Genomic DNA, 25,685 nt, shown 5'->3' with positions numbered 1-25,685 from the left:
TATGGTGAATGCTCCGTTAATTTTTACGGTTAACGAAACCTGAAGTTTTATGGTTAGCGGAGGGTTAACGGGGTTCCTGGCTGCATTGACCGCATCCGGCGCGCGGCTTAAATCGCCGCCATGGCCCTACGAGAAATCATCATCCTGCCGGACAAGCAGCTGCGCCTGGTCTCCAAGCCGATCGAGAAGGTCACGTCGGAGATCCGCAAGCTTGCCGACGACATGTTCGAGACCATGTATGACGCGCCCGGCATTGGCCTCGCGGCGATCCAGGTCGCGCAGCCCTTGCGGCTGATCACCATGGACCTCGCCAAGCGCGACGAGAACGGCGAGACCAAGCCGCTCCCACGCGTCTTCATCAATCCCGAGATCATCGCCTCGTCCGAGGAACTGTCGGTTTACGAGGAAGGCTGCCTGTCGATTCCCGAATATTACGAGGAGGTCGAGCGCCCCGCGAAGGTGCGCGTGCGCTTCACCGATCTCGACGGCAAGGTGCACGAGGAGGACGCCGAAGGCCTCTTCGCCACCTGCATCCAGCACGAGATCGACCATCTCAACGGCGTGCTGTTCGTCGACTATTTGTCGAAGCTCAAGCGCGACCGCGTGATGAAGAAATTCGAGAAAGCCGCCAAGCGCGCCGGCGAGTAAGTTGTAAACAACTGGTGTTGCCGAGAACTCCCCTGCGCTCCCTCCCCCCTTGTGGGGGAGAGGGTGGGGGAGAGGGGTAGCCCAGCAAATGGTCTGACCGGGGCAATGAACCAATCCGCGCTCACGCCGCAAGAGCGCGTCGTGTGGCACCCCTCTCCCTAACCCTCCCCCGCAAGGGGGGAGGGAACGCAGCGAGTCTGTTGATGCCCCTTCGCCTGATCTTCATGGGCACGCCCGATTTCTCCGTGCCGACGCTGCTCGAACTCGTCGCGCACGGCCACGAGATGGTGGCGGTCTACACCCGCGCCCCGAAGCCGGGCGGGCGGCGCGGCCTGCAATTGCAGCCGACGCCGGTCGAGGAGGCCGCGCGAAAACTCGGCATTCCCGTGCTGACGCCGAAGACGCTGAAGACACCGGAAGCGCTGCAAGAGTTTCGCGCGTTCGAGGCCGATGCCGCCGTCGTCGTCGCCTACGGCATGATCCTGCCGCAGGCGATCCTCGATGCCCCCAGGCTCGGCTGCTACAATCTGCACGCTTCGCTGTTGCCGCGCTGGCGCGGGGCCGCGCCCATCAACCGTGCGATCATGGCCGGCGACGCCGAGAGCGGCGTGATGGTGATGAAGATGGATGTCGGCCTCGACACCGGCGACGTCGCCATGGCCGAGCGCATCGCGATATCAGACAGCATGACCGCGCTCGATCTGCACGATCGCCTGTCCCGGTTGGGTGCCGACCTGATGGTGCGCGCGATGGCCGCGCTCGAACGCGGCGGGCTCCAGCTCAGGAAGCAGGACGAGGACGGCGTCACCTATGCCGCCAAGATCGACAAGGCCGAGGCGCGGATCGACTGGACCAGGCCGGCGCGCGCGGTGCTGCGCCACATTCATGGCCTGTCGCCGTTCCCCGGCGCCTGGGCCGAGCTCGAGAATGCGCGCGTCAAGATCCTGCGCTGCGAATTGGCGAAAGGCTCCGGCGCCGCCGGCGAGGTGCTCGACGATCAGCTCACCGTCGCCTGCGGCGACGGCGCGATCCGCATCATCGAGCTCCAGCGCGAGGGCAAGGGCCGGATGCAGGCCGCGGACTTTTTGCGGGGCGCACCGTTGAGGGTGGGCGCCAAATTCAACTGACGCTGTCATACCCCGCGAAGGCGGGGTATCCAGTACGCCGAGACCTTTCGGTTGACCGGATAGGCCTCGGCGTACTGGATCGCCCGGTCAAGCCGGGCGATGACACCACCCGGATCGAGAATGCCCCGCTACAAGCTCACCATCGAATATGACGGCGCGCCGTTCTTCGGCTGGCAGGTGCAGGACACGCTGCCGTCGGTGCAGGGCGCGCTGCAGACTGCGGTGAAGGCGATGACCGGGGCGGATTTGCGCGTGCACGGCGCCGGCCGCACCGACGCCGGCGTGCATGCGCGCGGACAGGTCGCGCATGTCGACGTCGACAAGCAGTTTCCACCTGGCCGTTTTCGCGACGGGCTCAACGCGCATCTGCGCCCGCATCCGATCGCGGTGCTCGAGGCCGAGATCGTGCCCGACGATTTCGAGGCGCGCTTCTCGGCGGTCAAGCGCCACTACCGCTATCGCATCGTCAACACCCGCGCAAACCTCGCGCTCGACGCCGGCCACGCCTGGCGCGTGCCGCGCAAGCTCGATGCCGAGGCGATGCATGCGGCAGCCCAGCGCCTGCTCGGCAAGCACGATTTCACCACCTTCCGCGACACCGAGTGCCAGGCCAAGTCGCCGGAGAAGACGCTCGACCAGCTCGACGTGCTGCGCGACGGCCGCGAGATCACGATTCTCACCTCGGCGCGCTCGTTCCTGCACAGCCAGGTGCGCTCGATGGTGGGCTCGCTGGTCTGGGTCGGCGAGGGCCGCTGGACCGCCGACGATCTCTCCGCCGCGTTGGCAGCCCGCAACCGCGCCGCCTGCGGCATCGTCGCCCCGCCGGAGGGACTGTATCTGATGAAGGTGGATTATTAGCGGCTGAAGCCGCCACTGCCGTCATGGCCGGGCTTGTCCCGGCTATCTACGTGCGTCAACATGCGATCATGCATGGTGGATGGGTCTATATCCTGGCGAGCGCGCCTAACGGCATTCTGTATGTCGGTGTGACTAGCGACCTCATTCGTCGCATCTACGAGCATCGAAATGGACTCGTGCCTGGCTTCACGAAAAGATGCGGAGTCAAGCTGCTGGTCTATTTTGAGCGCTATGAGGATATCCAAACGGCGATCCAGCGCGAGCACAACATCAAGCACTGGTCACGGACGTGGAAGGTCCGGCTGATCCTGAGGGACAATCCCGAATGGAAGGATCTCTACGACACGATTGTCCAGTGAGGTAAGCCAAGCTCTCACATCGTCATGGCCGGGCTTGTCCCGGCCATCCACGTTCTTTCCTGCCAGCCGCAGCAAAGAACGTGGATGCCCGGGACAAGCCCGGGCATGACGGCGGAGTGTTTGGCGGGAATTGCGCCTCACCCAAAATACCTTGCCAGAATCCCGCGATACACTTTCGTCAGCTTATCCAGATCCGCCACCGGCACGCGCTCGTCGACCTGGTGCATGGTCTGCCCGACAAGCCCGAACTCGATCACCGGGCAATAGCTCGCGATGAACCGCGCATCCGAGGTGCCGCCCGACGTCGATAGCTCCGGCTTGCGCCCCGTCACCTCCTCGATCGCGGACACCGCGAGATCGGTGAACGGACCGGGCTTGGTCACGAACACGTTGGAGTTCGACGGCTCCCAGACGATGCGGGCCTTGATGCGGTTGCCGCAGGCCTTGGCGAGGCGGGCCTCGACCAGCTCGCGCAGGCTCGCCTGGGTGTGGTTGTCGTTGTAGCGGATGTTGAATCTTGCGCGGGCCTCGCCGGGGATGACGTTGAACGCCTTGTTGCCGACGTCCACTGATGTAAATTCGAGATTGGAGGCCTGGAACTGCGCGCTGCCATGGTCGAGCGGCTCGTCGGAGATCGCCACGATCAGCCGCGAAATGTCAGGCACCGGATTTGATGCGCGGTGCGGGTAGGCGACATGGCCCTGCACGCCGTCGACGACGAGCGTGCCGGACTGCGAGCCGCGGCGGCCGACCTTGATGGTGTCGCCGAGCGTCTCGACATTGGAGGGCTCGCCGAGCACGCAATGATCGAATTTTTCGCCGCGCTCGGCGGCCCATTTCAACAGCTTGACGGTGCCGTTGACGGAGACGTCTTCCTCGTCGCCCGTGATCAGGAACGAGATCGAACCATTTCCGTCCACACGCGGCTTGCCGCCATTGGCCGCGAGATGCTCCAGTACCGCGGCCACCGAGCAGGCGATGCCGCCCTTCATGTCGACGGCGCCGCGGCCGTGCAGGACACCGTCCTTCACCTCGCCGGAGAATGCGCCGACGCTCCAGGCACTCTCGTCACCCGGCGGCACCACGTCGGTGTGGCCCGCAAAGGTGATGTGCGGAGCTTCCGTGCCGATCCGCGCGTAGAGATTGTCGACGTCGGCGGTGCCCGGCTCGCTGAAGGTGACGCGGTGGCAGGTGAAGCCGGCCGCGTTGAGGGCCTTCTCGAGCACCCCCAGCGCGCCGGCATCGGCCGGGGTCACCGAGGGACAGCGGATGAGATCGCGGGCAATGGAGAGAGCATCGGTCATGCGCGTCGGATCAATCCCGCAGCAGCTCGTTGATGCTGGTCTTGGACCGCGTGCGTTCGTCGACGCGCTTGACGATCACGGCGCATGCCGTGCTCGGGCCGATCTGGCCGTTCTTCATCGGCTTGCCGGGCAGCGCGCCGGGCACCACGACGGAATACTCCGGCACTTCGCCCATGAAGATCTCGCCGGTCTCGCGGTCGACGATCTTCGTCGAGGCGCCCAGGAACACGCCCATCGCCAGCACCGCGCCCTTGCGCACGATCACGCCTTCGGCGACCTCGGAGCGCGCGCCGATGAAGCAATCGTCCTCGATGATCACGGGTTCGGCCTGCAGCGGCTCGAGCACGCCGCCGATGCCGGCGCCGCCGGAGATGTGCACGCGCTTGCCGATCTGCGCGCAGGAGCCGACGGTGGCCCAGGTGTCGACCATGGTGCTCTCATCGACATAAGCGCCGAGATTGACGAAGGACGGCATCAAGACGACGTTCTTGGCAATGAAGGCCGAGCGGCGGACGATGGCGCCCGGCACCGCGCGAAAACCGGCGTCGCGAAAACGGTTCTCGCCCCAGCCCTCGAACTTCGACGGCACCTTGTCCCACCAGGTCGCCTTGCCGGGGCCGCCGGGAATGACGCCCATGTCGTTGAGGCGGAAGGACAGCAGCACGGCCTTCTTCAGCCACTGATTGACCTTCCACTTGCCATCAGTGCCGCGCTCGGCAACGCGCGCCTCGCCCTTGTCCAGGATCTCCAGCGACTGGTTCACGGCCTCGCGCACCTCGCCCTTGGTCGTGGTCGAGATGCCGTCGCGCGCCTCGAAGGCGCTGTTGATGGTGGATTCGAGGGTTGCAAGCGACATCGGGATTTCCTCTAGGCAGCGGGAATTTTGATGGATTGGGGCGCTTTTTCGGGATTTGGGCGACGGAGTCAAGGCATACTCGGCCGTTACCCATGCTCCGCTGTCGTCCCGGACAAGCGCGCCCTCAGGCGCGCGCAGATCCGGGACCCATAACCACAGGGAGTCGCTTGGCGAGGACTCGGAGTTATCGATCTCGCGCCACAACCACTCCCTGTGGTTATGGGTCCCGGGTCTGCGCTTACGCTTGCCCGGGACGACAGCGGTTAGCGCGGCGACAACCTGCCCAAGAACCTCGCCAGATCATCCGTGACGTGGTCGACATGGGCGGCGTCACGGCCCTCCAGTTCCCAGTCCTCCCGCACCACCTCTTTCGTCCCATCCGGCACCACCAGCACCGTGGTCATGCCGAGCTGGTGCGGGACGGTGAGGTTGCGGGCGAGGTCCTCGAACATGGCGGCGCGGGTCGGATCGACCGCACGCTGGCTGAGGAATTTCTGGTAGGTCTGCGGCGAAGGCTTGGGCTCGAATTCGGCGGCGATGATGTCGAATACACCGTCGAAATGCGAGGCGAAGCCGAGCCGCGCCAGCACCGCGTCGACATGGTCGACCGAGCCATTGGTCAGGATCAGCTTGCGGCCCGGCAGCTTTGCGATGGCAGCGCCGAGCGCCGGATTCGGCTCCAGCGGCGAGTGGTCGATCTTGTGGACGTAGGCGAGATAGTCGTCGGCGGAGACGCCATGCAGGGTCATCATGCCCCGCATCGTGGTGCCGAAGCGCCGGTAATAGTCCTTCTGGATCGCCCGCGCTTCCTCCGGGCCGACATTCAGCCAGTTGCAGACGAACTCCCCGATCCGCGCATCGACCTGCTGCCACAGATTGACGTGATGCGGATAGAGCGTGTTGTCGAGGTCGAACACCCAGGTGTCGACATGCGCGAAGGTGCGGGGCAGGGTCATTGCAGATCTCTAAGTCTTGCCAGCGGACGCAGCCTCATTCTCCGCGGTCGTCCCGGACAAGCGAACGAAGTGAGCGCCGATCCGGGACCCATAACCCCAGGGAGTTGTTAAGGCTGATAACCACCATCTCGTGCCATAACCAAATCCTGTTGTTATGGGTCCCCGCGTTCGCGGGGACGACGGCGAAATGTGAGGCGTCACCATCACGGCACCGCGAACCGCAGCGTCTTGCCGCCGCTCGACATGTCCACGGCGCCAAAGCCCGTCGGCGCAAATCCGCGCGCGCCGCAATCGGTCTGCTCGCTCGTCTCGAACTTGGTCTCGCGCGTGCAGAGCTGCCTGTCGCCGCCCCAGTTCAGCGGCCGATCCTTCAGCTTGACGATTCGGTTGTCGGCGTCGACCGCTTCCGCGAAGCTGAAGATCTGCTTGGGCTGTCCTGATACATCCGGGTGCAGGCAGGTCTTGGGATCGATGCGATACCAGCCGCGGCTCGTCACGGACTTGCCGTCATCGGTCGCGATCGCGGCCATCACCTTGTGCGGCGTGTCGTTGCACCAGGTGAGGCCGGTCGCAGAGGGCGTCTGGACGGCGTCGACCATGGTCTTGAACAGGTTCGGCGAGGCCACGACGTCGGACGACAATCCGCGGCTCTTCAGGAAGGCGGCCAGCGCGGCCTGCGTCTTCGGCCCGTCGACGCCATCGATCGGCGCTGCGTCGTAGCCTGCGATCACCAGCAGCCGCTGGATGCCGGCAAGGCGCGCCTGCTCGTCGTCATATTCGGAATCCTCGGCGAGATAGGCAACGAGGTTGCCATCCGCGCCTTGCGTCGGAGTCACTTGCGTGAATGGGGCCTGGGTCTGGCCACTGCGGCATTGTCGCGCCGCGGCGATGACGAAATTGTCCTGCGCCACGCACAGCATGTCGCGGCCGCTTTGCGGGATCGGGGAAGCACCGTAGACGCCGAGCGCGCGGGCATTGAGCAGGATGCGGTCGGCCGTCAACGTGCCCTGCACCACCACGCGGCAGGTGGCGGGATCGATCCTGAACCAGCCGCGCGTTGCGGTCGCCGCCTTGTCGTCGATGCCGATCGCGGCCTCCACGACATAGGACATGCGGTTGCAGATCTTGAGGTCGGCAAAGGCCGGCGCGGAGGAGAACAGGAACGAGACGATCGCTGCCGGCAGCGTCATCAGGAGGCGGGTAAGTGGGGAGCGGCGGTGTGGCCTCGGCCTTGGTTCGTCATGCCCGGCCTTGTGCCGGGCATCCACGTTCTTGGCGCGGCAGGAAAGATCGTGGATGGCCGGGACAAGCCCGGCCATGACGGCTCCCTTGGTCCGCTCCCGCATCACTTGTGGATCAGCGTGCCCGTGCCCTGGTTGGTGAAGAGCTCGAGCAGCACCGCGTGTGGCATCTTGCCGTCGATGATGACGACGCCCTGCACGCCCTGCTCCAGCGCGTAGATGCAGGTCTCGACCTTCGGGATCATGCCGCCCGAAATGGTGCCGTCGGCGATCAGCTTTCGCGCGTCCTTGACGGAGAGCTGCGGAATCAGCTTCTTCGACTTGTCGAGCACCCCCGGCACGTCGGTGAGCAGCAGCAGGCGCTTGGCCTTCAGCGCGCCCGCGACGGCGCCGGCGAAAGTGTCGGCGTTGATGTTCAGCGTCTGGCCGTCCTGCGAGGTCGCGAGCGGTGCCAGCACCGGGATCAGCTCGTAGCCGATCAGCTGGTTGAGCAGCGTGAGGTCGACCTTCTCCGGGTCGCCGACGAAACCGAGATCGATCGCCTTCTCGATGTTCGAGCCCGGATCGACGATGGTGCGCGTCGTCTTCGACGCCTTCACCATGTTGCCGTCCTTGCCGGACAGCCCGACGGCCTTGCCGCCCGCTTCGTTGATGTAGCCGACGATCTGCTTGTTGACGGAGCCGGCCAGCACCATCTCGACGATCTCGATGGTCGCGGCATCGGTGATGCGCAGGCCGGCGGCGAATTCCGAGACGATGCCGAGGCGCTTGAGCATGGTCGCGATCTGCGGGCCGCCGCCATGCACCACCACCGGATTGATCGCAGTCTGCTCCAAGAGCACGATGTCGCGGGCAAAGTTCTTCGCGGTTGCCTCGTCGCCCATGGCATGGCCGCCATATTTGATGACGATGGTTTCCTCGTCATATTGCTGCATGTGCGGCAGCGCTTCGGACAGGATGCGGGCCTGGTCGAGCGGAGAGATGTCGGTCATGTCGCGGTCTCGCTGGCGGGACGGTCGGTGCGCGTTCTATCCGATTGCCGGGCGCGGCGCAAAGTGTGGCGTTCCTTTTTACCCTCCAGGGGAGGGTAAGAGGCGCGCTACCTGTTCGCCACCACCGCTGCCAACGTCACTGCCAGCCAGCTCGCGATCATCACCATTCCACCCGTCGGCGCCGCGTAGGGAAACAGCGCGTGACCCGCGTATTGCCGCAAGGTGAGGTCGCCCGCGAACAGCGCGGTGCCGATCACGAAGCCGAACGCCGCAACGAGTCCAATTCCGCCGTGCAGAAGGCCGCGCGCGAGCAGCGCGCCGGCGGCGAGTATGGCCGTTGCATGAAACAGTAGCATGGCGCTCGCCGACGCCAGCCGGCTCGCATCCGCGCCGTGGGCGGAGGCGGCGGCCAGCGCGACGCCGGCGGCGCCCATCAATCCGGCAAGCCCGATCAGGAGGCGATGGGCCACCATTACTTGCTCCGCTCTTCCAGGAGCTTCGCCATCGCGGCGCGCAAGCTCTCCATGCCGGTCGAACTGCGTGACGAGGTCGCGAGCACGGTCGGAAACGCGGCCGGATGCTTGGCCAGCGCGGCCTCGGTCTCGGCGATGCGCGCCTGCAGCTCGGCGGCCTTCACCTGGTCTGTCTTGGTCAGCACGATCTGGTAGCTGACGGCGGAACGGTCGAGCGTCCCAAGCACGTCGAGATCGACGTCCTTGAGGCCGTGCCGCGCGTCGACCAGCACGTAGACGCGCGCCAGCGAGGCGCGGCCGAGCAGGAATTTGTGGATCAGCTCGGTCCAGGACGCGACCTGGCTCTTCGGCGCCTTGGCGTAGCCGTAGCCGGGCATGTCGACGAGGCGCAGGTCGCTTTTCCCGGGCACCTCGAAGAAGATCAGCTCCTGGGTGCGGCCCGGCGTATGCGAGGTGCGCGCCAGGCCGTTGCGCCCCGTCAGCGCGTTGATCAGGCTGGACTTGCCGACATTGGAGCGGCCGGCAAAGGCGATCTCCAGCCCCGCCATCGGCGGCAGCGTGGCGATCGAGGGCGAGGCCCAGATGAACTGCCAGTCGCGGGCAAACAGCTTTCGCCCGGCCTCGATCAGCTTGTCGTCTTTCTTCTCTTCCATGAGAAGGATCTATCCTCTCGTCATGGCCGGGCTCGTCCCGGCCATCCACGTCTGTCCTCGTGGTACCCTCCAAAACGTGGATGCCCGGGACAAGCCCGGGCATGACGATGTGGAGGCATGTGTGCCCGCATGACCGGGCACGCTCGTGCGCAAACTACGTCGCCTTCCGCGCGAACGTCGCCTTGAGATTGTCGAACAGCTCCACCTTCACGCCGTTGCGGCGCATGATGTAGCTCTGCTGGATCACCGAGAGCAGATTGTTCCAGGCCCAGTAGATCACGAGGCCCGCCGGGAAGCCCGCCAGCATGAAGGTGAAGATCAGCGGCATCCAGTTGAAGATGAGCTGCTGCGTCGGATCCGGCGGCGTCGGGTTCAGCTTCATCTGGAACCACATCGTGATGCCCATGATGATCGGCCAGATGCCCAGCGCGAGGTAGTGGCCGAACACCGGGATCGTGGTCGGATCGAACGGGAGCAGCCCGAACAGGTTGAACAAATTGGTCGGATCCGGCGCCGAGAGGTCCTTGATCCAGCCGTAGAACGGCGCGTGCCGCATCTCGATGGTGACGAACAGCACCTTGTAGAGCGAGAAGAACACCGGGATCTGGATCAGCACGGGAAGACAGCCGGCGACCGGATTGATCTTCTCCTTGCGGTAGATCTCCATCATCTCCTGCTGCTGCTTCACCTTGTCGTCGGGATAGCGCTCCTTCAGCGCCAGAAGCTGCGGCTGGATCGACTTCATCTTTGCCATCGAGGCGTAGGATTTGTTCGCCAGCGGGAAGAACAGCAGCTTCACGATCACGGTGACGAGCAGGATCGAGATGCCGAAATTGCCGAAGAAGCGGAAGAAGAAGTCGAGGCCGAGGAACATCGGCTTGGTGAGGAAGTAGAACCAGCCCCAGTCGATCAGCAGATCGAAATGGTTCAGGCCGAGCTCCTTGTTGTAGCCGCCGAGCCCGGCGAACGGGAACACGCCGACGACGCCGGCTTCCTTGGCGCCGGCGAACAGCCGCGCGTTCGCCGTGCCGGTGCCGCCGATCGGGACGGTGACGGGATCGAGCAGGTAGTCGGTCTGGTAGGTGTGGACGTTGCCGACCGGGTTCGACGAGAAGCGCGCCTGGAGCTGGGCATTGGTGTCCGGCAGCAGCGCCGAGGCCCAGTACTTGTCGGTGATGCCGAGCCAGCCATTGGTGGCCTTGAAGTTCACCGCCTTGGCTTCGTCGATCTTCTTGTAGGCGTATTCCTGCAGGCCGTGGTCGCCGAGATAGCCGATCAGGCCTTCATGCAGGATGTAATAGCCCGACACCTGCGGCGCGCCGTGGCGCGAGATCAGCGCGAACGGATAGAGCGTGACCGGCGCGTTGCCGACATTGCTCACCTCGTCCTTGACGGTGAAGAGATAATGGTCGTCGACCGCAATGGTGCGGCGGAAGGTGAGGCCCTCGCCGTTGTCCCACTTCAGGACCACCGGCGTCGTCGGCGTCAGGCTGCCGCTGCCGTCCTGCTGCCAGACGGTCTGGGCATCGGGCATCTTCGCCGTCACGCCCGTCGCCGCCACCCAGCCGAACTCGGCGTAATAGGGCTCCGCCGTGCCCGAGGGCGAATAGAGGATGATCGGCGGCGACTTCGGGTCGACCGTTTCGCGGAATTGCACCAGCGCGATGTCGTCGATCCGGCCGCCCTTCAGCGAAATGCTGCCGGCGATGCGCGGGGTCTCGATCTTCACGCGCGGGCCGGCTGCAATGGCGGCCTCGCGGGTGACGACCGGCTGGCCCTGCTGGCTCGCGCCCGGCGTCGCCGGCTGGGTCACGCTGCCAGGCTGCGGCGCGGTGCCGGGAGTCGCCGAGGCCGTCGGCTGCGGCGTGGATTTCTGAAGCTCGGTCTGCGCCTGCTGCTGGGCGCGCTGCTTCTCCATCTGCGGCACGTTGTAGAAATACTGCCAGGCGATCAGCACGAGGCCGGACAGAATGACGGCGAGGATGGTATTGCGATTATCGGTCATCTCGAATGTCTCGTCATCAATCCGGTTTGCGGCTGGCAGCGGGAGCGGGGCCGGGCCTCTGGCCGCGCGCTTTGGCCGTATGCCGCGCGGGCTTCGTGAACGCTATGCGCAGATCGTCGAGCATGGTGGCGAAGTCGCGCGAGAGCGCGTCCCTTCGTCCGACCAGCACATAATCATGATGAGGCTGCATTGACACCGGATCGAGCCGCTTCACCAATTCGCGAAGCCGGCGCCGGATGCGATTGCGCTCGGGGGCGTTGCCGTTCTTTTTGGTGACGGTGAAGCCGATCCGGATCGGACCAAAGTCATCGCGGCGACGGCTTTGCAGGACGAACGCGGGACTATTCACCCGCGCGCCATTGGCAACGGCGAGGAAATCCGCCCGCTGCCTCAGCCGATCCATGATGAAATCCCAAAAGGGGGTCCGGCTCAGGCGCTCAGACGCTTGCGGCCGCGGGCGCGGCGGGCGGCGAGGACCTTGCGACCGCCGGCAGTGGCGAGGCGGGCGCGGAAGCCGTGACGGCGCTTGCGCACCAGTTTGCTGGGTTGATAAGTCCGCTTCACGGGTTTTTCTCCGCTGACCGGGCAATTTGCCTGTAGAATTGATGGTAAAGTCCGGAAGATGCGGCCCCAAACGGGCCTTTTTCCGGCCCCAAGAGAGCCGCTCCCGGTGTCGCACCGGGTCATCGCGGACAATTTGCGCGGCTTATAAGGGAGCGTCTTCTTTTCGTCAACGCCGCACAAGCGCGCGATTCCGGTGAATATCGCTGTTCGTGCGGGGTTTTTAACCCTTGAGGTGGCGACTCGCGATATCAGCACATACATCCCACCTTGGTAGATTAGCGATCCGTAATTTGACCGGACTCCGGGCGGGCCGCATCCTCCATAAGCCAAGGCCAACAGGGGCGAATTTCGTGGTAGCCACAGATCGCCAGCCGATCCAGGATCTGGATCAGCCGGAGCAGCCGGCGATGCGCCCGCGTGGGACGCGCGGGCTCGGGCTGTCTGGCAAGCTGCTGCTGCTGACCATTCCCCTGGTGATGATCGCCGCGGTGCTGCTCTACGTGCCGGCCATCGCCAATTTCTGGGTCAACCGGCTGAACGACCGCGTTGCGGCGGCCAATACGGCGGCGCTGGTGCTGGATGCGGCGCCGCTCGGCATGGTTCCCGATTCGCTGTCGCGCCAGATCCTGAAAAGCATCAATGCCCGTGCCGTCGCCATCAAGATGGGCCAGCAGCGCCGTCTGCTCGCCAGCGACAACATCCCGTCCGCCCTCGAGCATGACATCGACCTGCGCGACATGACGGCCTGGGAGGCGATCACCGGCTCGTTCCGGATGATGCTGGAGACCGGGAACCAGGCCATCCGCATCGTCGGACCCGGGGTCGGCAATGCCCAGTTCATCGAGATCGTCACCGACGAGCTGCCGCTGCGGCAGCAGATGTACCGCTTCTCCCGCAACCTCGTGGTGGTCGCGCTGATCATCGCGGTGCTGACGGCGGGCCTCGTCTATCTCGCGCTCCATTATCTCTTCGTGCGGCCGATGCGGCGGCTGACGGCGAGCCTGGTCGGCTTCCATGAGAACCCCGAGAGTTCGGCCGGGATCATCGTGCCGAGCCAGCGCAGCGATGAGATCGGGGTGGCCGAGCGCGAATTGTCGGACATGCAGCGCGACCTGATGTCGATGCTGCATCAGAAGAGCCGGCTCGCCGCCCTCGGCCTCGCCGTCTCCAAGATCAATCACGATCTGCGCAATCTGCTGGCCTCGGCGCAGCTGCTGTCGGACCAGCTCGCCAGCGTGCCGGATCCGCGGGTGCAGCGCTTTGCGCCCAAGCTCGTGCGCTCGCTCGAGCGCGCCATCGCCTTCTGCCAGTCGACGTTGTCCTACGGCCGCGCCCAGGAGGCCGCGCCCGACCGCCGCATGATCCTGATCGAGCCGGTCGTGCTCGAGGTGCGCGAGACCGCTGGGCTCGCCAACGATGCCTCGATCGCCTGGGTCGCCGCGATCGAGCGCGGGCTTGCGATCGATGCCGATCCCGACCAGCTGTTCCGCGTCTTGCTCAACCTCGTCCGCAACGCTGCCCAGGCGCTCGAAAGCCACGCGTCGGGTGAGGGCCGCGTCCAGCAGATCCGGATCACCGGAAAGCGCGAAGGCGCCGTCGCGATCATCGAGGTCTCCGATACCGGCCCCGGCGTCCCCCAGAAGACCCGGGACCACCTGTTCGAGGCCTTCCAGACCTCCGGCCGCCCCGGCGGCAGCGGCCTTGGCCTCGCCATCGCCGCCGAGCTGGTGCGCGCCCATGGCGGCGACATCCACCTGGTCGAAGGCACCATCGGCGCCACCTTCCGGATCGTCATCCCCGATCGCCCCGTGGAACTGCTCTCCATCCGCAACGAGCGGGCCAGGGCGTAGTCGGCCAGCGGCCGAGTGAGCCAGTCATTCCGGGACCGCGCGAAGCCGAAACCGGAGTCCGGAAGGTCATGGGGGCGAGATTCCGCATTTCTCGGTGATCGAGCCCGGCATGGGCCGAGCGAAGCCGTCATCACCCTGCAAAATCTCCCCCTCCCGGACCTTGCCAATCGGGACAAGAGCGGTTAGTCAGAGCGCTCTTTCGCACCCCTCCCGGCCCTCCGGGAGCTGCGTCGCGGGTCATGCCCGCTATCGCTGTTTGCGAAAATGCGCCCGTAGCTCAGCTGGATAGAGCATCAGACTACGAATCTGAGGGTCGGACGTTCGAATCGTTCCGGGCGCGCCATTTTCGGCCATTCAGTGCAGAACAGCGTACAATTCCTCGCGCTGAGCCTTTTGCCCGATTGAAGGCCACACCCGTTCAAGGCCCGAGTGGCCCGGCCCGACACAGGGGTGGGCCTCACGCGACGCCGGCAGGCTTCTCCAGGTCGGCCCAGATCTTCGCAAAATAATGCTGGAACGCTGGATCGATGCGCAGCGCGGCGGGATCGCGGCCCTCCCGCGGCAACTCGATCACGTGGAGCGCGCGCACCGTGGCGGGCCGTGCGCTCAGCACCAGCACGCGGTCGGCCATGGCGATGGCTTCGCCGATATCGTGAGTGACGAGGATCGCGCTCTTGCCGCGCTCGGCGATGATGCGGGAGACGTCGGCCTGCATGAGCAGGCGCGTCTGGAAGTCGAGCGCCGAGAACGGCTCGTCGAGCAGGATCACTTCGGGATCGAAGGCGAGCGTGCGCATGATGGCGACGCGTTGGCGCATGCCGCCGGAGAGCGCCGCGGGCTTGGCCTGTTCGAAGCCGGCGAGGCCATAAGCCTTGATCAGCTCCAGTGCGATCTCTCGCGCGCGCGACTTCGGCGTTTTGCGGACCTCCAGCCCGAGCATGACGTTGTCGAGCACGCTGCGCCACGGCAGCAACAGATCCTTCTGCAGCATGTAGCCGACATGGCCCGCGGCGTCGTCGACGCGGCGGCCACCGACCTCGACATGGCCTCGGGTCGGCCGCAGCAGGCCGGCGATGGCGTTGAACAGCGTGGACTTGCCGCAGCCGGAGGGGCCGACGATCGCGAGCGTCTCGCCGCGGCGCAGCTCGAAATCCACCTTGCGGATCGCCTCGACCGGACGGCCTTCGCCTTCGAAGGTGACGCCGACATTCTCGGCGCGCAGCACGATCGGCTCCGAGCCTGCAATATTCTGCGCGAGCACGTTCATCGGTCCACCTCCCTGCAGAAGTCGAGCAGCGTGTCGTTGAAGATATTCGGTGTGACCACGCTGAAGGCATGCGCCCCCCAACCCACCTCGTGCACGCGCGCACCGGGAATGGAAGCGGCGAGCTCGCGGGTGAGATAGGCCGGCACCAGCGCGTCGTCCTTTGCGGACGACAGCAGCGTGGGTACGTTGATCTCCTCGAGGCGCCGGCCGCCCTCGAATGCCAGGAACATGTCGATGCGCTGGTTCATCGTCGCGACGGAGGGGAAGTGTTTCAGGATGCGTTCTTCCTCCGCGTCGAGATGGGCGATGTTCTCGGAGATCCATTGCGGCGGATAGAGGAACAGCGGCTGCGCGCGCACATAGGCTTGCGGTCCGGACCGGTTGAGCAGCGCTTTCCGGATCTCGAAGCAGCGCCGCAGGAACGGATCGGCGCGGCCCCAGCCGTTGACGATGGTGAGGCTGCGCAGGCGTTTCGGATGACGCAGCGCCAGCTCGATGCCGACAATGCCGCCGATGGCGTGGCCGACGACATGCGCGGCGTCGACGTCCGCATGGTCGAGCACGCTGGCGATGTCGTCGGCCATGCCGGCGATGCTGCGATCGCTTCGTGCGCTGCGGCCGGTGCCGACGTGATCGTAGAGAATGACCTGGTGGCGCTCGGTGAGCGCATCCAGCTGCGGCGCCCAGAACGAGCCGCTGCCGCCCATGCCGGCCGAGAGCAAAACCGGCGTACCGTGCCCGTGAACTTCGTAATAGATCTCGGCATCCTTGCCGCGTGCAAAAGCCATGACGTCCCAGCTATTGAGTGATGAGTTTCGGATCAGGACAGCAGGCGCCGCTCGATCAGGTCGATCGCGGAGTACATCAGCAGCGCCACCGCCATCAGCGCCGCGATGCCCACCCACACCGCGTTGAGGTCGTAGAGCACGCCGGCATAGTAGATCATGTAACCGAGGCCCTCTTTCGAGGCGATGTACTCGCCGACGACGGCGCCGATCAGGGCAAAGCCGACATTGAGGCGGAAGGCCGCGACGATCCACGGCATCGCGCCGGGCACGATCACGGTGCGCCAGGTCTTCCAGCGCGAAGCGCCGAGCGAGCGCAGCAGCTTGACGAGATCGGCGTCGACCTCCTTGGCGCCCTGGAGTGCGGTGATGACCGCGACGATGAAGGTGATGATCGCCGCGATCGCGATCTTCGAGGAGAGGCCGATGCCGAACCAGACGATGATCAGCGGTGCCAGCGCGATTTTCGGCAGGCCGTTGAGCGCGATCAGATACGGCCGCAGCACCGCCGCGCCGGTCGGGAACAGCCATAGCGACAATCCCGCAGCGCTGCCGAGCACCGTGCCGATCAGGAAACCGGCGATGGCTTCCCATGCGGTGAGCCCGGCGTCGCGGAGCAACTCGCCACTGGCGATGAGCTTGCCCGCTTTCGCGATGATGCCGCTCGGCTGGCCGTAGAGATAGACGGCGATGAAGCCGAGGCGGATCGCAAGCTCCCACGCCGCCAGCAGTGCGACCAATAGTGCGATCTGGAGCAGCGCGATCCGGGCTGCGGTGGGCAGCTTGAACCGCGCGCCCGTCACTGCGGCCTGGCCTGCATCGAGCACGGCCACCTCACGCCCTCTTGTGCGCGATCGAGGCGATCTCGACGAGGCAGGCGGGCTTCACGAGGCCGCACTGGATGCAGTACCGCGCCGGCTTCTCGCCGGGAAAATATTCGGCATAGACCTTGTTGACCGCCGCATAGTTCGCCCAATCAGTGATGAAGATCGAGTTGAAGGTAACGTCTGCAAGGCTCGACCCCGCCGTCTCGAGCACGCGCTTGATGGTCTCGAGGATGTGCCGGGTCTGGCCGGCGGCATCGCCTTCATGGACGACGTCGTTGTTCGAATCGAACGCCAGCGTGCCCGAGACGTAGATGACGTTGTCGGCCATCATGCCCGGCGAGTACGGGGCGATGGGCGCGTGTGTGCCCGGCGGAATGATGGCGCGGTCGGTCATGGCGTATCCTCTTGTGCTGGAATAGCTTCGGTCTGGGCAAAGGCGCGGCGGAAATCGCTCGCGGACGAGACCCAGCCGAAGAAGGTCTCGATGTTGAAGATTGAGGCTTTCTGGATGTAGTCGGGACCGGCCTGGTGCGTTGCGTCCTCCAGCATCACGCCGAAATATTCGAGATGGAAGCCGTCGCGCAGGGTCGATTCCACGCAGACATTGGTGGCGATGCCGCAGAACACGAGATTGCGGATGCCGCGGGCGCGCAAAATGCTGTCGAACTGGCTGTTGAAAAAGCCGCTGTAGCGCGTCTTCGGCACCACGATGTCGCCGGGCTTGGGCTGCAACTCGTCGACCAGCGCATAGTCCCAGCCGCCCTTGGCGAGCAGCCTGCCTTGCAGCTCGGGCCGTTTGCGCATCGTCTTCAGCGCGTTCGACTTGTGCCAGTTCGGCGAGCCCGGCCCACCGGCCTCGACATAGTCGGCGTCCCAGCCGTTCTGGAAGAAGATCACGGGAACGCCGGCGCCCCGCGCGACCGCCACCACGTCCTGGATCGCCGTGATCGCGGCCTTGGCGCCGGAGATGTCGAAGCCGGCGAGGTCGAGATAGCCGTTCGGCGAGGCATAGGCGTTCTGCATGTCGACGACGACCACGGCCGTCTCGTCGACCGCGAGCCGGAGCGGCTCGGGCCGCGCCGGGAGCGTGACAAAGCGCTGCTCGCGCGCGTCGGAGGTGTTCACGATCATCACGCGAGACCGAACTGCCTGGTCGCCTGCTCGGCGAAACGGTTGTCGACCATCTGCGCATACGGGAGTGCGGATTGCACTGCGCCGCCGCCTTGTTCGAGCCGCATCGCGCGGTCCCATTCGTCGGCGGAGATGGTCGGGTTGCGCGGGATCGCGGTCTTCGAGCCGAAGAAGTTCTTCGTTGCGCTGGCGACGACGGATGGTGTGACCTTCGGGAAGTATTTTTCGGCGACCTCGGTGAAAACAGCGTTGTTCTCGTGCATCAGCTTCTGCGCTTCTGCGATCGCATTGCAAAAGCCTTGGATGGCGGCCGGGTTGCTCGCGATCGTCTCTTCCGTCGCCATCGCGGTGGTAAAGCAGAGCGATCCCAGCGCATCGGCAAAGGACAGCACCGGCACGAGGCCGAACTGCTCGGCGGCGATGCTGACGTCCCATTCGAAGGCGGTAGCGATGTCGGCGCGGCCGTCCTTCACCGCGGCGGCCTGCGCGCCCGGCGGCAGTTCGAGGAACGTGACGCCGGCCTCCTTCGGATCGAACTTGCCGATGGTCTTGATCGCATAGGTCGGCACCTGGATCGTCGAAGAGGGGAATTTCAGCGTCGCGATGGTCTTGCCGCGGAGATCCTCGATCGTCCTGATCTTGCTGTCGGGTTTCGCAATGCCCCACATCGACACGCCGCCGACGATCTTGGCGATGTTCTTGATCTTGCCGCCCTCGCGCACTGCATTCACCGACATGCCCGGGCTGGTCACCCCGATTTGACCGCGCCCTGAAAGCAGAATCGGCACCGGCAGCGCGATGCCGCCGGCGGTGGAGAGGTCGGCATCGAGGCCATGCTTGGCGAACAGTCCCTTGTCAGCCGCGACATAAAGCGAGTTGTACATGCCGAGCCGCAGCGCTTCGGCGATTGCCACTTTGCCGGCTGCGAAGGTCGGGGTGGAGAGGCCGGCCAGCGGCGCCGTTGCCGCGCCCAGCAGCGAGTATTTCATGAGGTCGCGTCGGTTGATCACGTCCCAATCCTTTTGCTTGTTGGAACAGTGGGTTAGTTCCCATTGTGCCCAATTTCTGATCGTTCCCGGTCTTCGCACAAAATCCTTGCATTGGAGATTTTCATTAGCAATCAGGAATAGAGAGATATATTTATAAGCAAACATGATAGATCAGCTCGACCTGAAGCAGCTCCGCGTTTTCGTCCGCGTTGTCGAGACCGGCAGCTTCAGTGCCGCGGCACGGTCGCTCGGCATGTCGCAATCCGCTGTCAGCCAGTTGGTGCGCCAGCTGGAAGACGGCCTGCGCGTGCGGCTGCTCGACCGCACCACGCGAAGGCTTCAGCTCAGCAAGGTCGGCGCGGACTTCATGCCGGGCATTCAGCGCCTGCTCGCCGATCTCGATCGACAGCTTCAGGATCTGCGCGATTTGCGCGAACATCGCCGCGGTCACGTCACGGTGGCCTGCGTGCCGTCGGTCGCGCTGCGGCTGATGCCGCGCGTGCTCGCCGCGTTCCAGCGCGAGCATCCGATGGTCGCGGTGACGTTGAAGGAGATCTCGCGGCATCAGATCTTCGCTGCGCTGCGCGGCGGCGACGTCGATCTTGGCATTGCCAACGTCCCGGGCGACGATCCCGAGCTCGATGCTTCACGACTGCTCGTCGACAATTTCGCGCTGGTGATGCGCCGCGACCATCCGCTCGCCGCGCGGGACGCGGTAAGCTGGGCGGAAGCCTCGAAGGCCGGCCTCGTTGTGATGGCATCAGGCACCGGAATCCGGCTCGAGATCGAGCGCGGCGTTGCCGATCTCGGTCAGGGCATGCCGATCCACGAGGCCGAGCATCCGGCGACGCTGCTGGCGCTGGTCGAGGCCGGCGTCGGCGTCGCACCGTTGCCGAGTCTCGCTTGGCCCGAGGCCAGCCATCCCGTGCTCACCTGGCGCAAGCTGGTCGAGCCCGTGATCGAGCGCGAGCTCTATCTGATCTGGCGCATCGGCCGCGATCTCTCGCCCGCCGCGCGCGCGCTCCAGCGCGGCATTCTCTCCGGGGCTCAGGAGATTCGCGAGCGTACGGTCTCCGGCTGATGACAGTCACGAACAACATCGGTCGACGCTCTTCCTTCCTCCACGGTAACCGCCGAATCCAAAGAGGTTGAAAAGCCGAACGCTTATGTGCTTAGTCCTTTCTGACGGTGACGAGTCGATGCAAAATCAATGATTTAGCCTCAGATCGCGTATCTGAGGGGCGGACGTTCGGATCGTTCCGGGTGCGCCATTCTTCGACGGAAGGTCAGGCAAGGCAGCATCTGGTCGCCAGACCGGGCCGAGACCGGATGGTCACGCCGTGTGAGGAGCTGATGAGGATATCGCAGGCGTTCAAATTCGAGGCGGCGCATCGGCTGCCAAACGTGCCCGAGACGCACCGGTGCAGCCGGCTGCATGGCCATTCCTATCGGGTCGAGGTCCAGCTGGACGGTCCCGTAGACCCGCACACCGGCTTCGTTGCAGACTTCTTCGATATCGAAAAGTGCTTCGCCGACATCATGGGCACGCTGGACCACCAATGCCTGAACGAGGTCGAAGGCCTCGAGAACCCGACCGCCGAGAATATCGCGGTCTGGATCTGGGACCGGCTGAAGCCGAGCCTTCAGCAACTGTGGGCGGTCCGCGTCTATGAAACGGCGGATTGTTGGGCCGAATATAACGGGCAGTGACGACGGCCCTGCGTTGCATCCGGCAAGTTCGCGTCTCCGAATGGAAACGATGATCGAGAACAGCCGGCACCGGCGTGAGAACCAATGCCGCGCTGCGACTGGCATGTGTAATCGACGGGCCGTTGAGCTTACCCCTGACGGGCTTCATAGAGCGCCACCGCGTCGGCACCGCCCGGAAACTGGAGCCGGTTGGACGTGTCGTGAACGGCCGCCCAGATGGCCTCGGCGACATCGGTTTCCTTTGTCGTCATGGCAGGGTGGGCGAAGGCCTCGAAGATGGGGGCCGCAAAACCAGCATAGGCAGGTGGAATCAGATCCTCGATCCGTACGTCCGTATTCTGCGCGAAGCGGGTCGTCGGGGCATAACCTGGTTCCACCAGCCTGGCGCGGACGTTGAAATAGCCAAGCTCATGCGCGAGCGAGCCGGTGAAGCCCTCGATCGCCTGCTTGCTGGCCGTATAAGCGGCCGCTAGCGGCATGGCGGCCAACGTCACGCTCGAGGTCACGTTGACGATCATGCCGGACCGGCGTTCGCGCATCTGCGGAATCACGCCCTGGCACATCGCCATGACGCCGAACGTATTGGTGGCGAAGACCTTGCGGATATGCGCCATTGGCGTCGCCTCGAATGCGCCGACAACGCCGATGCCGGCATTATTGACCAGCACGTCGATCGGCCCGGCCGCTGCGACGGTTGCCGCGATGCTTTCGTCGTTCGTCACGTCGAGCGGCAGGAGACACAGCCTCGGTGACGCAGGAAAAAGACTGGCGTCGGGGCGCCGCATCGTGGCGATGACATTCCAGCCCTTGTCGAGGAAATGCAGCGCTGTTTCCAGGCCGTAGCCAGAGGATGTGCCGGTAATCAGGATCGTTTGCATGGGGACCATCATTCATTTCGGATGGTCCTTTGATAGGTTTGGTCTTCGAGACGATCTATAATCCATGGTCCATTTGTATTGTTCAATCGTCCAGATTGGTGCTGTGGTCTCAGGCGTGATCGCTGCGGCCGTTGATCCGGGCAAATTGCCCCGGCGGACAGCCGAGCCGCTTGCGAAAGGCGGTGCTGAAGGCGCTAGCGGATTCGTAGCCGATGTCGTCGGCGATCCGGTCGAGCGTCTTTGCCCCGCGCAATAGCGCGTCTTTCGCCAGCGCCATCCGCCATCGGGCGAGATATTCGATCGGGCCGCAGCTGAGCACCGCGCCAAACCGCGCGGCAAAGGCGGAACGCGATTGGCCGGCGATGCGGGCAAGGCTGGCGACCGTCCAATCGGCGCGCACATCAGCATGCATGGCCGCAAGGACCCGTGCCAAAGCCGGATCGCGCATGCCATGCAGAAGACCGGCGCGGTCCTCATCCATCGTCGTGCCATGCGAGCGAAGGGCCTCGATGAGAAGAACTTCCAACATGCGCTGGAGGATCATGTCCTTGCCGGGCTCATTGCCACGGCATTCCTCTGCGATGAGATTAATCAGCCGGCCGAGCCGCACCGATCGCCCCTCGGGCGGCGGCACATGGATCATGCGCGGCAACAAGGCGAGCAGCAGCGGCGCATTCGCCGTCTCGATGCAAAACGTGCCGCCCAGCGCCTCGAAATGCGCTTCACCCTCCTGCTCGCCATGACGAACAGGTACATCCATCGGATCTCGCGGCGTCCCGGCCATGCCGGGATGACTGCTAAGGGTGAAGGCTGGCGTGGTGGGCAGAAGCAGGAAGGCCCCTGTCTCGAGCTTCAACGGGGGCTCACCGGCAAATGCAATCCAGCACTCACCTCTCAGAATGATCGTAAAGCCGGGGGCGTCGTGGGCGGCATAGCGCACGGCCCAAGCACCCCGGCCAGATATGGGTTTGGAAATGGCCGTGCTTGGCCGAAGCAGGGCAATTACATCGCTGAGTGGGTCCACTTGGACGATCCGTAGATTGTTCGGCTTTCCTATTATCAATCGTCCAGATGATTAAGTACAGTTCTCGAACTGACGACGAAAACGTCCGGCGCGGCGCGCCAATTCGGGTAGGTACGTCCACGCGCACGATCGGCCGCCTGTTCTCCTGCCTCGCCCTCTTCCTTGCCATCGCAGCCGCCCCGGTGCTTCCCGCACGCGGGGCCGAAACCTGCCCGTTCATCAGCGCGAAAGAGCTCGCCGCTGCGATGCCGGCGCTCAAATGGTCGTTGATTTCAGGTCAGGACGGCCGCGGCTGGATGTCCTCCACCTACACCGTCAGCCCGCAGGCTTGCCGGATCGCGATCTGAACCGGGGAAGGTGGCAACGCCGGATCAAATTCGCCCTTCGGCAACAGCGGAGGCTGTGCCATGAAGCGCGGCCGCTTCCCGCGATGAGGTTGCGCGGCATGAACCAGGAACGGATGGCACAGATAGACGCTGCCTGCCGCGCCGGTCGCCAGTTCAACCTCGCAATCCGCCGTCGAGGCGTAGTTCTCGGCGGAGAGCTGCCGCAGCGTCGCGCCTGCCTCGCCGTAGGGCAGCAGCTCCCGCGCGATTGCAGCATGCGAGCCTTTCCGGATCCTCGTGGGTGCATCGTCCGGGCCAACATCCGAGAACAGGAAGAGCATCAGCAATGCGCGTCTGCTGCTCTTCACATTGGCACGCCATTCCATGAAATCCGGATCGGTGGTGCCGAAGCTCATGTCCACGTGCCAGCCATCATCACCAGGGGATTCGGCCGAGGGGAAGCGGATCGGAAAGGTCCCGAGGCCGCTCGGCGCAAGCCAGCGCCCTTCGCCCACGAGTTGATCGTAGGCTCGGTGCAGGGGCGGCGCATTCGCGGCTTCAACGAATGGGGGCGAAGCCTTGGATCCCACCCGGACAACGGGCTGCGCCCAGTTTTCGGGGTGGTCCGGCGACAGGCCAATATCCGCCCACAGCTCGTCCCTGCATTGCTCTGCAAGCCGGGTGCTGAAGGCATTCTCGATCTTGACGAAACCGTCGTTGATGAAGTTCTGGACCTGACGGGGCGTCAGGCCAACCTGTTCGGTCTTGGGCATTGCACATTCTCCGCTCGGCTACCGCATCAAGCGCAGCCGGTTGATCCGATTGGCGCAGATGCGCCGGAACGACTCTTTGCCGTTCAGATCAGCGGGAAGAATGTGGACGTGAACATCATGATCGACACGTATAGCGCGGCGGAGTGCGGAATCAAGACACGTCCGCCGCTTGGCGAGTGCATGCCGAGTGTCGGCAGCCTCTCGCTGTGCGATGAGGCTGCCGCAAGCTCATGCGCGCGTCACGGGCAAGGGTGACGCAGACCGTCGTTGCCCAGATAGGTCCCCGAGCCGGGATCGTAGGAGCGATAGCGCTGCGCGCAGTAGGAGACGGCATTGGATTGAGCCTGGCTGTTGGCGATTGCGCCGCCGATGATCGCGCCCGCTGCGAGGCCGCCGAGTACGGCTGCGCCGGTGCCGTAATGGCCGTGATGGTGCCTGTGGCCGTAGCCATGCCTATATCCGTATCCACGTCCGTACCCATGCCGGTACTGCACCTGCTGCACGCCTGAGTCGGGACCGGGATTGGCGATCGGCAGCGGCGCCGCGAGCACCGGCGAGGCAGCCGTCGAGAGCATCGCTCCGGCGGCCGCAAGGACGACGAAAGTCTTACGCATTGTCATGTCGCGCTCCATATTGTCGAAGGTAGAGCAACGGCGGGTTGCCCGCTTGGTTCCATCCGCGCAAGGCGAGCGCCAGCAGGCCGCGGAAAATGAGCTCTCCCGAAGATGCAGGCGGAACAATATGGAACTGAGCCTTTCACCGCAGGCCCCGCTCATCGATCAGAATGCGGTGGATCTCGATGCGTTCCGGCAGCTCGATCAGGAATTCCGCGTCGCGCGCGAGATGATGGACCTCGGTCGGCTCGCCCCCGGTGAAGGCCGTCATGGCCTCGATGTCCGGCCAATAGGAGATGGTGGTGAACCAGGTCTCCTCGGCACGGTCCTCGCGCAACTGCTGCACGCCGAGCGCGGTCTTCAACAGCGGCGGAATGCCCTCGGCCTGCAGATAGGCCTGGTAGGCGTCAGCGAGGTCGCGGCGGGTCCGGCCGCGCCAGATGCGGGCGATGGTCGGTTTGGTCGGCATGGTGGGCTCCCTTGCGGCAATGACAAATATCCTGAGCGCGGGACCTTCTCTTCAGCAAGAACGCGATGTTCGCATTCTGGTTGCATGCGCTTCGACGTCATGTTTTCCGGCGGCCGCACCGAGAGCCTAGTGCCGGTCGCCCGCGATGTGCCGCAGCCACTCCGTGTTCGGCGGCGGATCGGCGGCGCCGCCGCGGCATGATTCGCCGGTCATTGATCTGAAACAATGACGGCGCGCGGGCCAGATGCTAGGGCGAGTCGCAGATCACGGCGCAAGGCTCCCTAGGCCAGTACAAGACAATCTCCGCGCGTGATGGAATCCGAGGGCTCGATGGGACGACTACTGAATATTGTGACGCCGCTGCACACGGCGACCAAGCGCGATTACATGGCCCGCATGAACGACGAGAAGATCGCCTGCTCGCTGAAAGCGCGGGAATACGAGGCTGATTACTGGGATGGCGACCGCCGCTTCGGCTATGGCGGCTATCGCTTCATCGAGGGGCGCTGGGCGCCGGTCGCCAAGGCGCTGATCGAGACGTACGGTCTGAAGGATGGGTCGAGCGTGCTCGATGTCGGCTGCGGCAAGGGCTTCCTGCTCTACGAGATGCAGAAGATCCTGCCCGGCTTGAAGGTCGTCGGCTTCGATATCTCCCGGCACGGTCTTGCGAACGCGCACGAGCAGGTGAAGCCGTACCTCTTCAACTATCGCGCCCAGGACGTCTATCCCTATGGCGACGACAGTTTCGATCTCGTCATCTCGCTCGGCACCCTGCACAATCTCAGGCTGTATGAGCTCGAGGCGGCGGTCAAGGAGATCGAGCGGGTCGGGAAGAACAAGTACATCATGGTCGAGGGCTACCGGACCGTCGCCGAACTGCACAATCTCGAATGCTGGGCGCTGACGGCGGAGTCCATCCTGCACACGTCGGAATGGATCTGGCTGTACGGCAAGCTCGGCTACACCGGCGATTACGAATTCATCTATTTCGAGTGACCGGGCGCTG

General features: G+C 64.6%; 30 protein-coding genes and 1 tRNA gene. 10 read left to right on the top strand and 21 right to left on the bottom strand.

Translation table 11 applies throughout. The features are described 5' to 3' along the window. Window positions 1–120: 120 nt before the first annotated feature. The 4 genes from def (at window position 121) to EDE08_RS27130 (ending at window position 2,992) form a co-directional block, all read left to right on the top strand. On the top strand, window positions 121–648 hold the full coding sequence (gene def, locus EDE08_RS27145; RefSeq protein WP_131871805.1) for a peptide deformylase: 528 nt from the start codon (window positions 121–123) through the stop codon (window positions 646–648). Between the two features lie 203 nt (window positions 649–851). Beyond that, window positions 852–1,775 carry a methionyl-tRNA formyltransferase gene (fmt, locus tag EDE08_RS27140; RefSeq protein ID WP_131871804.1) on the top strand — a complete coding sequence of 308 codons (924 nt, stop codon included), beginning with the start codon at window positions 852–854 and terminating at the stop codon, window positions 1,773–1,775. 120 nt (window positions 1,776–1,895) lie between these two features. Then, complete coding sequence (gene truA / locus EDE08_RS27135; protein ID WP_131871803.1) at window positions 1,896–2,633, top strand: tRNA pseudouridine(38-40) synthase TruA; 738 nt, start codon at window positions 1,896–1,898, stop codon at window positions 2,631–2,633. A gap of 23 nt (window positions 2,634–2,656) precedes the next feature. After that, window positions 2,657–2,992: a GIY-YIG nuclease family protein gene (locus EDE08_RS27130; protein WP_131871802.1), complete on the top strand. Its 336-nt coding sequence runs from the start codon at window positions 2,657–2,659 to the stop codon at window positions 2,990–2,992. Between the two features lie 137 nt (window positions 2,993–3,129). Here the strand turns inward: EDE08_RS27130 and dapE are convergent, their stop codons facing one another. The 10 genes from dapE to rpmH all read right to left on the bottom strand — a co-directional run bounded on the left by dapE (window position 3,130) and on the right by rpmH (window position 12,036). Next, a complete protein-coding gene (dapE, locus tag EDE08_RS27125) occupies window positions 3,130–4,296 on the bottom strand; it encodes a succinyl-diaminopimelate desuccinylase (protein ID WP_131871801.1) in 1,167 nt (388 codons plus the stop codon). Between the two features lie 10 nt (window positions 4,297–4,306). After that, on the bottom strand, window positions 4,307–5,152 hold the full coding sequence (dapD, locus tag EDE08_RS27120) for a 2,3,4,5-tetrahydropyridine-2,6-dicarboxylate N-succinyltransferase (protein WP_131871800.1): 846 nt from the start codon (window positions 5,150–5,152) through the stop codon (window positions 4,307–4,309). Between the two features lie 263 nt (window positions 5,153–5,415). Then, window positions 5,416–6,108 carry a pyrimidine 5'-nucleotidase gene (locus tag EDE08_RS27115; RefSeq protein WP_131871799.1) on the bottom strand — a complete coding sequence of 231 codons (693 nt, stop codon included), beginning with the start codon at window positions 6,106–6,108 and terminating at the stop codon, window positions 5,416–5,418. Window positions 6,109–6,311: 203 nt separating this feature from the next. Continuing rightward, window positions 6,312–7,298 (bottom strand): DUF1036 domain-containing protein, encoded by a 987-nt coding sequence (locus tag EDE08_RS27110; protein ID WP_131871798.1) that lies wholly within the window; start codon window positions 7,296–7,298, stop codon window positions 6,312–6,314. Between the two features lie 155 nt (window positions 7,299–7,453). Beyond that, the gene (argB, locus tag EDE08_RS27100; RefSeq protein WP_028176345.1) at window positions 7,454–8,341 is read right to left on the bottom strand and encodes an acetylglutamate kinase; all 888 of its coding nucleotides are present in this window, start codon (window positions 8,339–8,341) and stop codon (window positions 7,454–7,456) included. A 107-nt stretch (window positions 8,342–8,448) separates the two neighbouring features. Beyond that, window positions 8,449–8,814: a DUF423 domain-containing protein gene (locus EDE08_RS27095; protein WP_131871796.1), complete on the bottom strand. Its 366-nt coding sequence runs from the start codon at window positions 8,812–8,814 to the stop codon at window positions 8,449–8,451. Further along, window positions 8,814–9,467, bottom strand: coding sequence for a ribosome biogenesis GTP-binding protein YihA/YsxC (gene yihA, locus EDE08_RS27090; protein WP_131871795.1), 654 nt, complete (start codon window positions 9,465–9,467; stop codon window positions 8,814–8,816). The genes EDE08_RS27095 and yihA overlap by 1 nt, the downstream gene beginning before the upstream one ends. 154 nt (window positions 9,468–9,621) lie before the next feature. Continuing rightward, complete coding sequence (yidC, locus tag EDE08_RS27085; protein WP_131871794.1) at window positions 9,622–11,472, bottom strand: membrane protein insertase YidC; 1,851 nt, start codon at window positions 11,470–11,472, stop codon at window positions 9,622–9,624. A 16-nt stretch (window positions 11,473–11,488) separates the two neighbouring features. Continuing rightward, window positions 11,489–11,875, bottom strand: coding sequence for a ribonuclease P protein component (gene rnpA / locus EDE08_RS27080; protein WP_061879588.1), 387 nt, complete (start codon window positions 11,873–11,875; stop codon window positions 11,489–11,491). 26 nt (window positions 11,876–11,901) lie between these two features. Then, on the bottom strand, window positions 11,902–12,036 hold the full coding sequence (gene rpmH / locus EDE08_RS27075; RefSeq protein WP_008542748.1) for a 50S ribosomal protein L34: 135 nt from the start codon (window positions 12,034–12,036) through the stop codon (window positions 11,902–11,904). 407 nt (window positions 12,037–12,443) lie between these two features. On the opposite strand from rpmH, the gene EDE08_RS27070 reads away from it, so the two are divergent. Both EDE08_RS27070 and EDE08_RS27065 read left to right on the top strand, forming a co-directional pair. Next, window positions 12,444–13,886, top strand: a complete 1,443-nt coding sequence (locus tag EDE08_RS27070; protein WP_165936218.1) for a sensor histidine kinase — start codon at window positions 12,444–12,446, stop codon at window positions 13,884–13,886. Between the two features lie 266 nt (window positions 13,887–14,152). Then, window positions 14,153–14,229 (top strand) — tRNA-Arg (locus tag EDE08_RS27065). Window positions 14,230–14,343: 114 nt separating this feature from the next. Here the strand turns inward: EDE08_RS27065 and EDE08_RS27060 are convergent. From EDE08_RS27060 to EDE08_RS27035, 6 genes are read right to left on the bottom strand one after another with little or no spacing between them, the layout of a single operon-like run. Further along, window positions 14,344–15,153, bottom strand: coding sequence for an ABC transporter ATP-binding protein (locus tag EDE08_RS27060; RefSeq protein WP_131871792.1), 810 nt, complete (start codon window positions 15,151–15,153; stop codon window positions 14,344–14,346). Further along, complete coding sequence (gene rutD, locus EDE08_RS27055; protein WP_131871791.1) at window positions 15,150–15,941, bottom strand: pyrimidine utilization protein D; 792 nt, start codon at window positions 15,939–15,941, stop codon at window positions 15,150–15,152. The genes EDE08_RS27060 and rutD overlap by 4 nt, the downstream gene beginning before the upstream one ends. Before the next feature lie 32 nt (window positions 15,942–15,973). Then, window positions 15,974–16,771, bottom strand: coding sequence for an ABC transporter permease (locus EDE08_RS27050; RefSeq protein WP_131871790.1), 798 nt, complete (start codon window positions 16,769–16,771; stop codon window positions 15,974–15,976). 1 nt (window position 16,772) lies between these two features. Then, window positions 16,773–17,159 carry a pyrimidine utilization protein C gene (rutC, locus tag EDE08_RS27045; RefSeq protein WP_131871789.1) on the bottom strand — a complete coding sequence of 129 codons (387 nt, stop codon included), beginning with the start codon at window positions 17,157–17,159 and terminating at the stop codon, window positions 16,773–16,775. After that, on the bottom strand, window positions 17,156–17,890 hold the full coding sequence (rutB, locus tag EDE08_RS27040) for a pyrimidine utilization protein B (protein ID WP_245524899.1): 735 nt from the start codon (window positions 17,888–17,890) through the stop codon (window positions 17,156–17,158). The genes rutC and rutB overlap by 4 nt, the downstream gene beginning before the upstream one ends. A 5-nt stretch (window positions 17,891–17,895) precedes the next feature. Then, window positions 17,896–18,906 carry an ABC transporter substrate-binding protein gene (locus EDE08_RS27035; RefSeq protein WP_131871787.1) on the bottom strand — a complete coding sequence of 337 codons (1,011 nt, stop codon included), beginning with the start codon at window positions 18,904–18,906 and terminating at the stop codon, window positions 17,896–17,898. 142 nt (window positions 18,907–19,048) lie between these two features. Between EDE08_RS27035 and EDE08_RS27030 the strand changes: the two genes are divergently transcribed. Both EDE08_RS27030 and queD read left to right on the top strand, forming a co-directional pair. Further along, complete coding sequence (locus EDE08_RS27030; RefSeq protein WP_131871786.1) at window positions 19,049–19,966, top strand: LysR family transcriptional regulator; 918 nt, start codon at window positions 19,049–19,051, stop codon at window positions 19,964–19,966. A gap of 272 nt (window positions 19,967–20,238) precedes the next feature. After that, complete coding sequence (queD, locus tag EDE08_RS27025; RefSeq protein ID WP_131871785.1) at window positions 20,239–20,595, top strand: 6-carboxytetrahydropterin synthase QueD; 357 nt, start codon at window positions 20,239–20,241, stop codon at window positions 20,593–20,595. Window positions 20,596–20,723: 128 nt separating this feature from the next. On the opposite strand, the gene EDE08_RS27020 is transcribed toward queD, so the two are convergent. Both EDE08_RS27020 and EDE08_RS27015 read right to left on the bottom strand, forming a co-directional pair. Next, window positions 20,724–21,473, bottom strand: a complete 750-nt coding sequence (locus tag EDE08_RS27020) for an SDR family oxidoreductase (protein ID WP_131871784.1) — start codon at window positions 21,471–21,473, stop codon at window positions 20,724–20,726. Window positions 21,474–21,582: 109 nt separating this feature from the next. Next, complete coding sequence (locus EDE08_RS27015) at window positions 21,583–22,497, bottom strand: AraC family transcriptional regulator (protein ID WP_131871783.1); 915 nt, start codon at window positions 22,495–22,497, stop codon at window positions 21,583–21,585. Between the two features lie 47 nt (window positions 22,498–22,544). On the opposite strand from EDE08_RS27015, the gene EDE08_RS39165 reads away from it, so the two are divergent. Further along, window positions 22,545–22,844, top strand: a complete 300-nt coding sequence (locus tag EDE08_RS39165) for a hypothetical protein (protein WP_245524898.1) — start codon at window positions 22,545–22,547, stop codon at window positions 22,842–22,844. Here EDE08_RS39165 and EDE08_RS27005 read toward each other — a convergent pair. The 3 genes from EDE08_RS27005 to EDE08_RS26995 all read right to left on the bottom strand — a co-directional run bounded on the left by EDE08_RS27005 (window position 22,805) and on the right by EDE08_RS26995 (window position 24,679). Next, window positions 22,805–23,596 (bottom strand): phytanoyl-CoA dioxygenase family protein, encoded by a 792-nt coding sequence (locus EDE08_RS27005; protein WP_131871782.1) that lies wholly within the window; start codon window positions 23,594–23,596, stop codon window positions 22,805–22,807. The two genes, EDE08_RS39165 and EDE08_RS27005, sit on opposite strands and share 40 nt — an antisense overlap. A 239-nt stretch (window positions 23,597–23,835) precedes the next feature. Then, window positions 23,836–24,216, bottom strand: a complete 381-nt coding sequence (locus tag EDE08_RS27000; RefSeq protein WP_207913104.1) for a BA14K family protein — start codon at window positions 24,214–24,216, stop codon at window positions 23,836–23,838. Window positions 24,217–24,352: 136 nt separating this feature from the next. After that, window positions 24,353–24,679, bottom strand: a complete 327-nt coding sequence (locus tag EDE08_RS26995; protein ID WP_131871781.1) for a hypothetical protein — start codon at window positions 24,677–24,679, stop codon at window positions 24,353–24,355. Between the two features lie 309 nt (window positions 24,680–24,988). On the opposite strand from EDE08_RS26995, the gene EDE08_RS26990 reads away from it, so the two are divergent. Continuing rightward, window positions 24,989–25,675: a class I SAM-dependent methyltransferase gene (locus tag EDE08_RS26990; RefSeq protein WP_131871780.1), complete on the top strand. Its 687-nt coding sequence runs from the start codon at window positions 24,989–24,991 to the stop codon at window positions 25,673–25,675. The last annotated feature ends 10 nt before the right edge of the window (window positions 25,676–25,685 follow it).

Source organism: Bradyrhizobium sp. R2.2-H, from assembly GCF_004346455.1.
Classification (GTDB): domain Bacteria; phylum Pseudomonadota; class Alphaproteobacteria; order Rhizobiales; family Xanthobacteraceae; genus Bradyrhizobium; species Bradyrhizobium diversitatis.
This window is presented reverse-complemented; position numbering and strand designations above follow the sequence as displayed.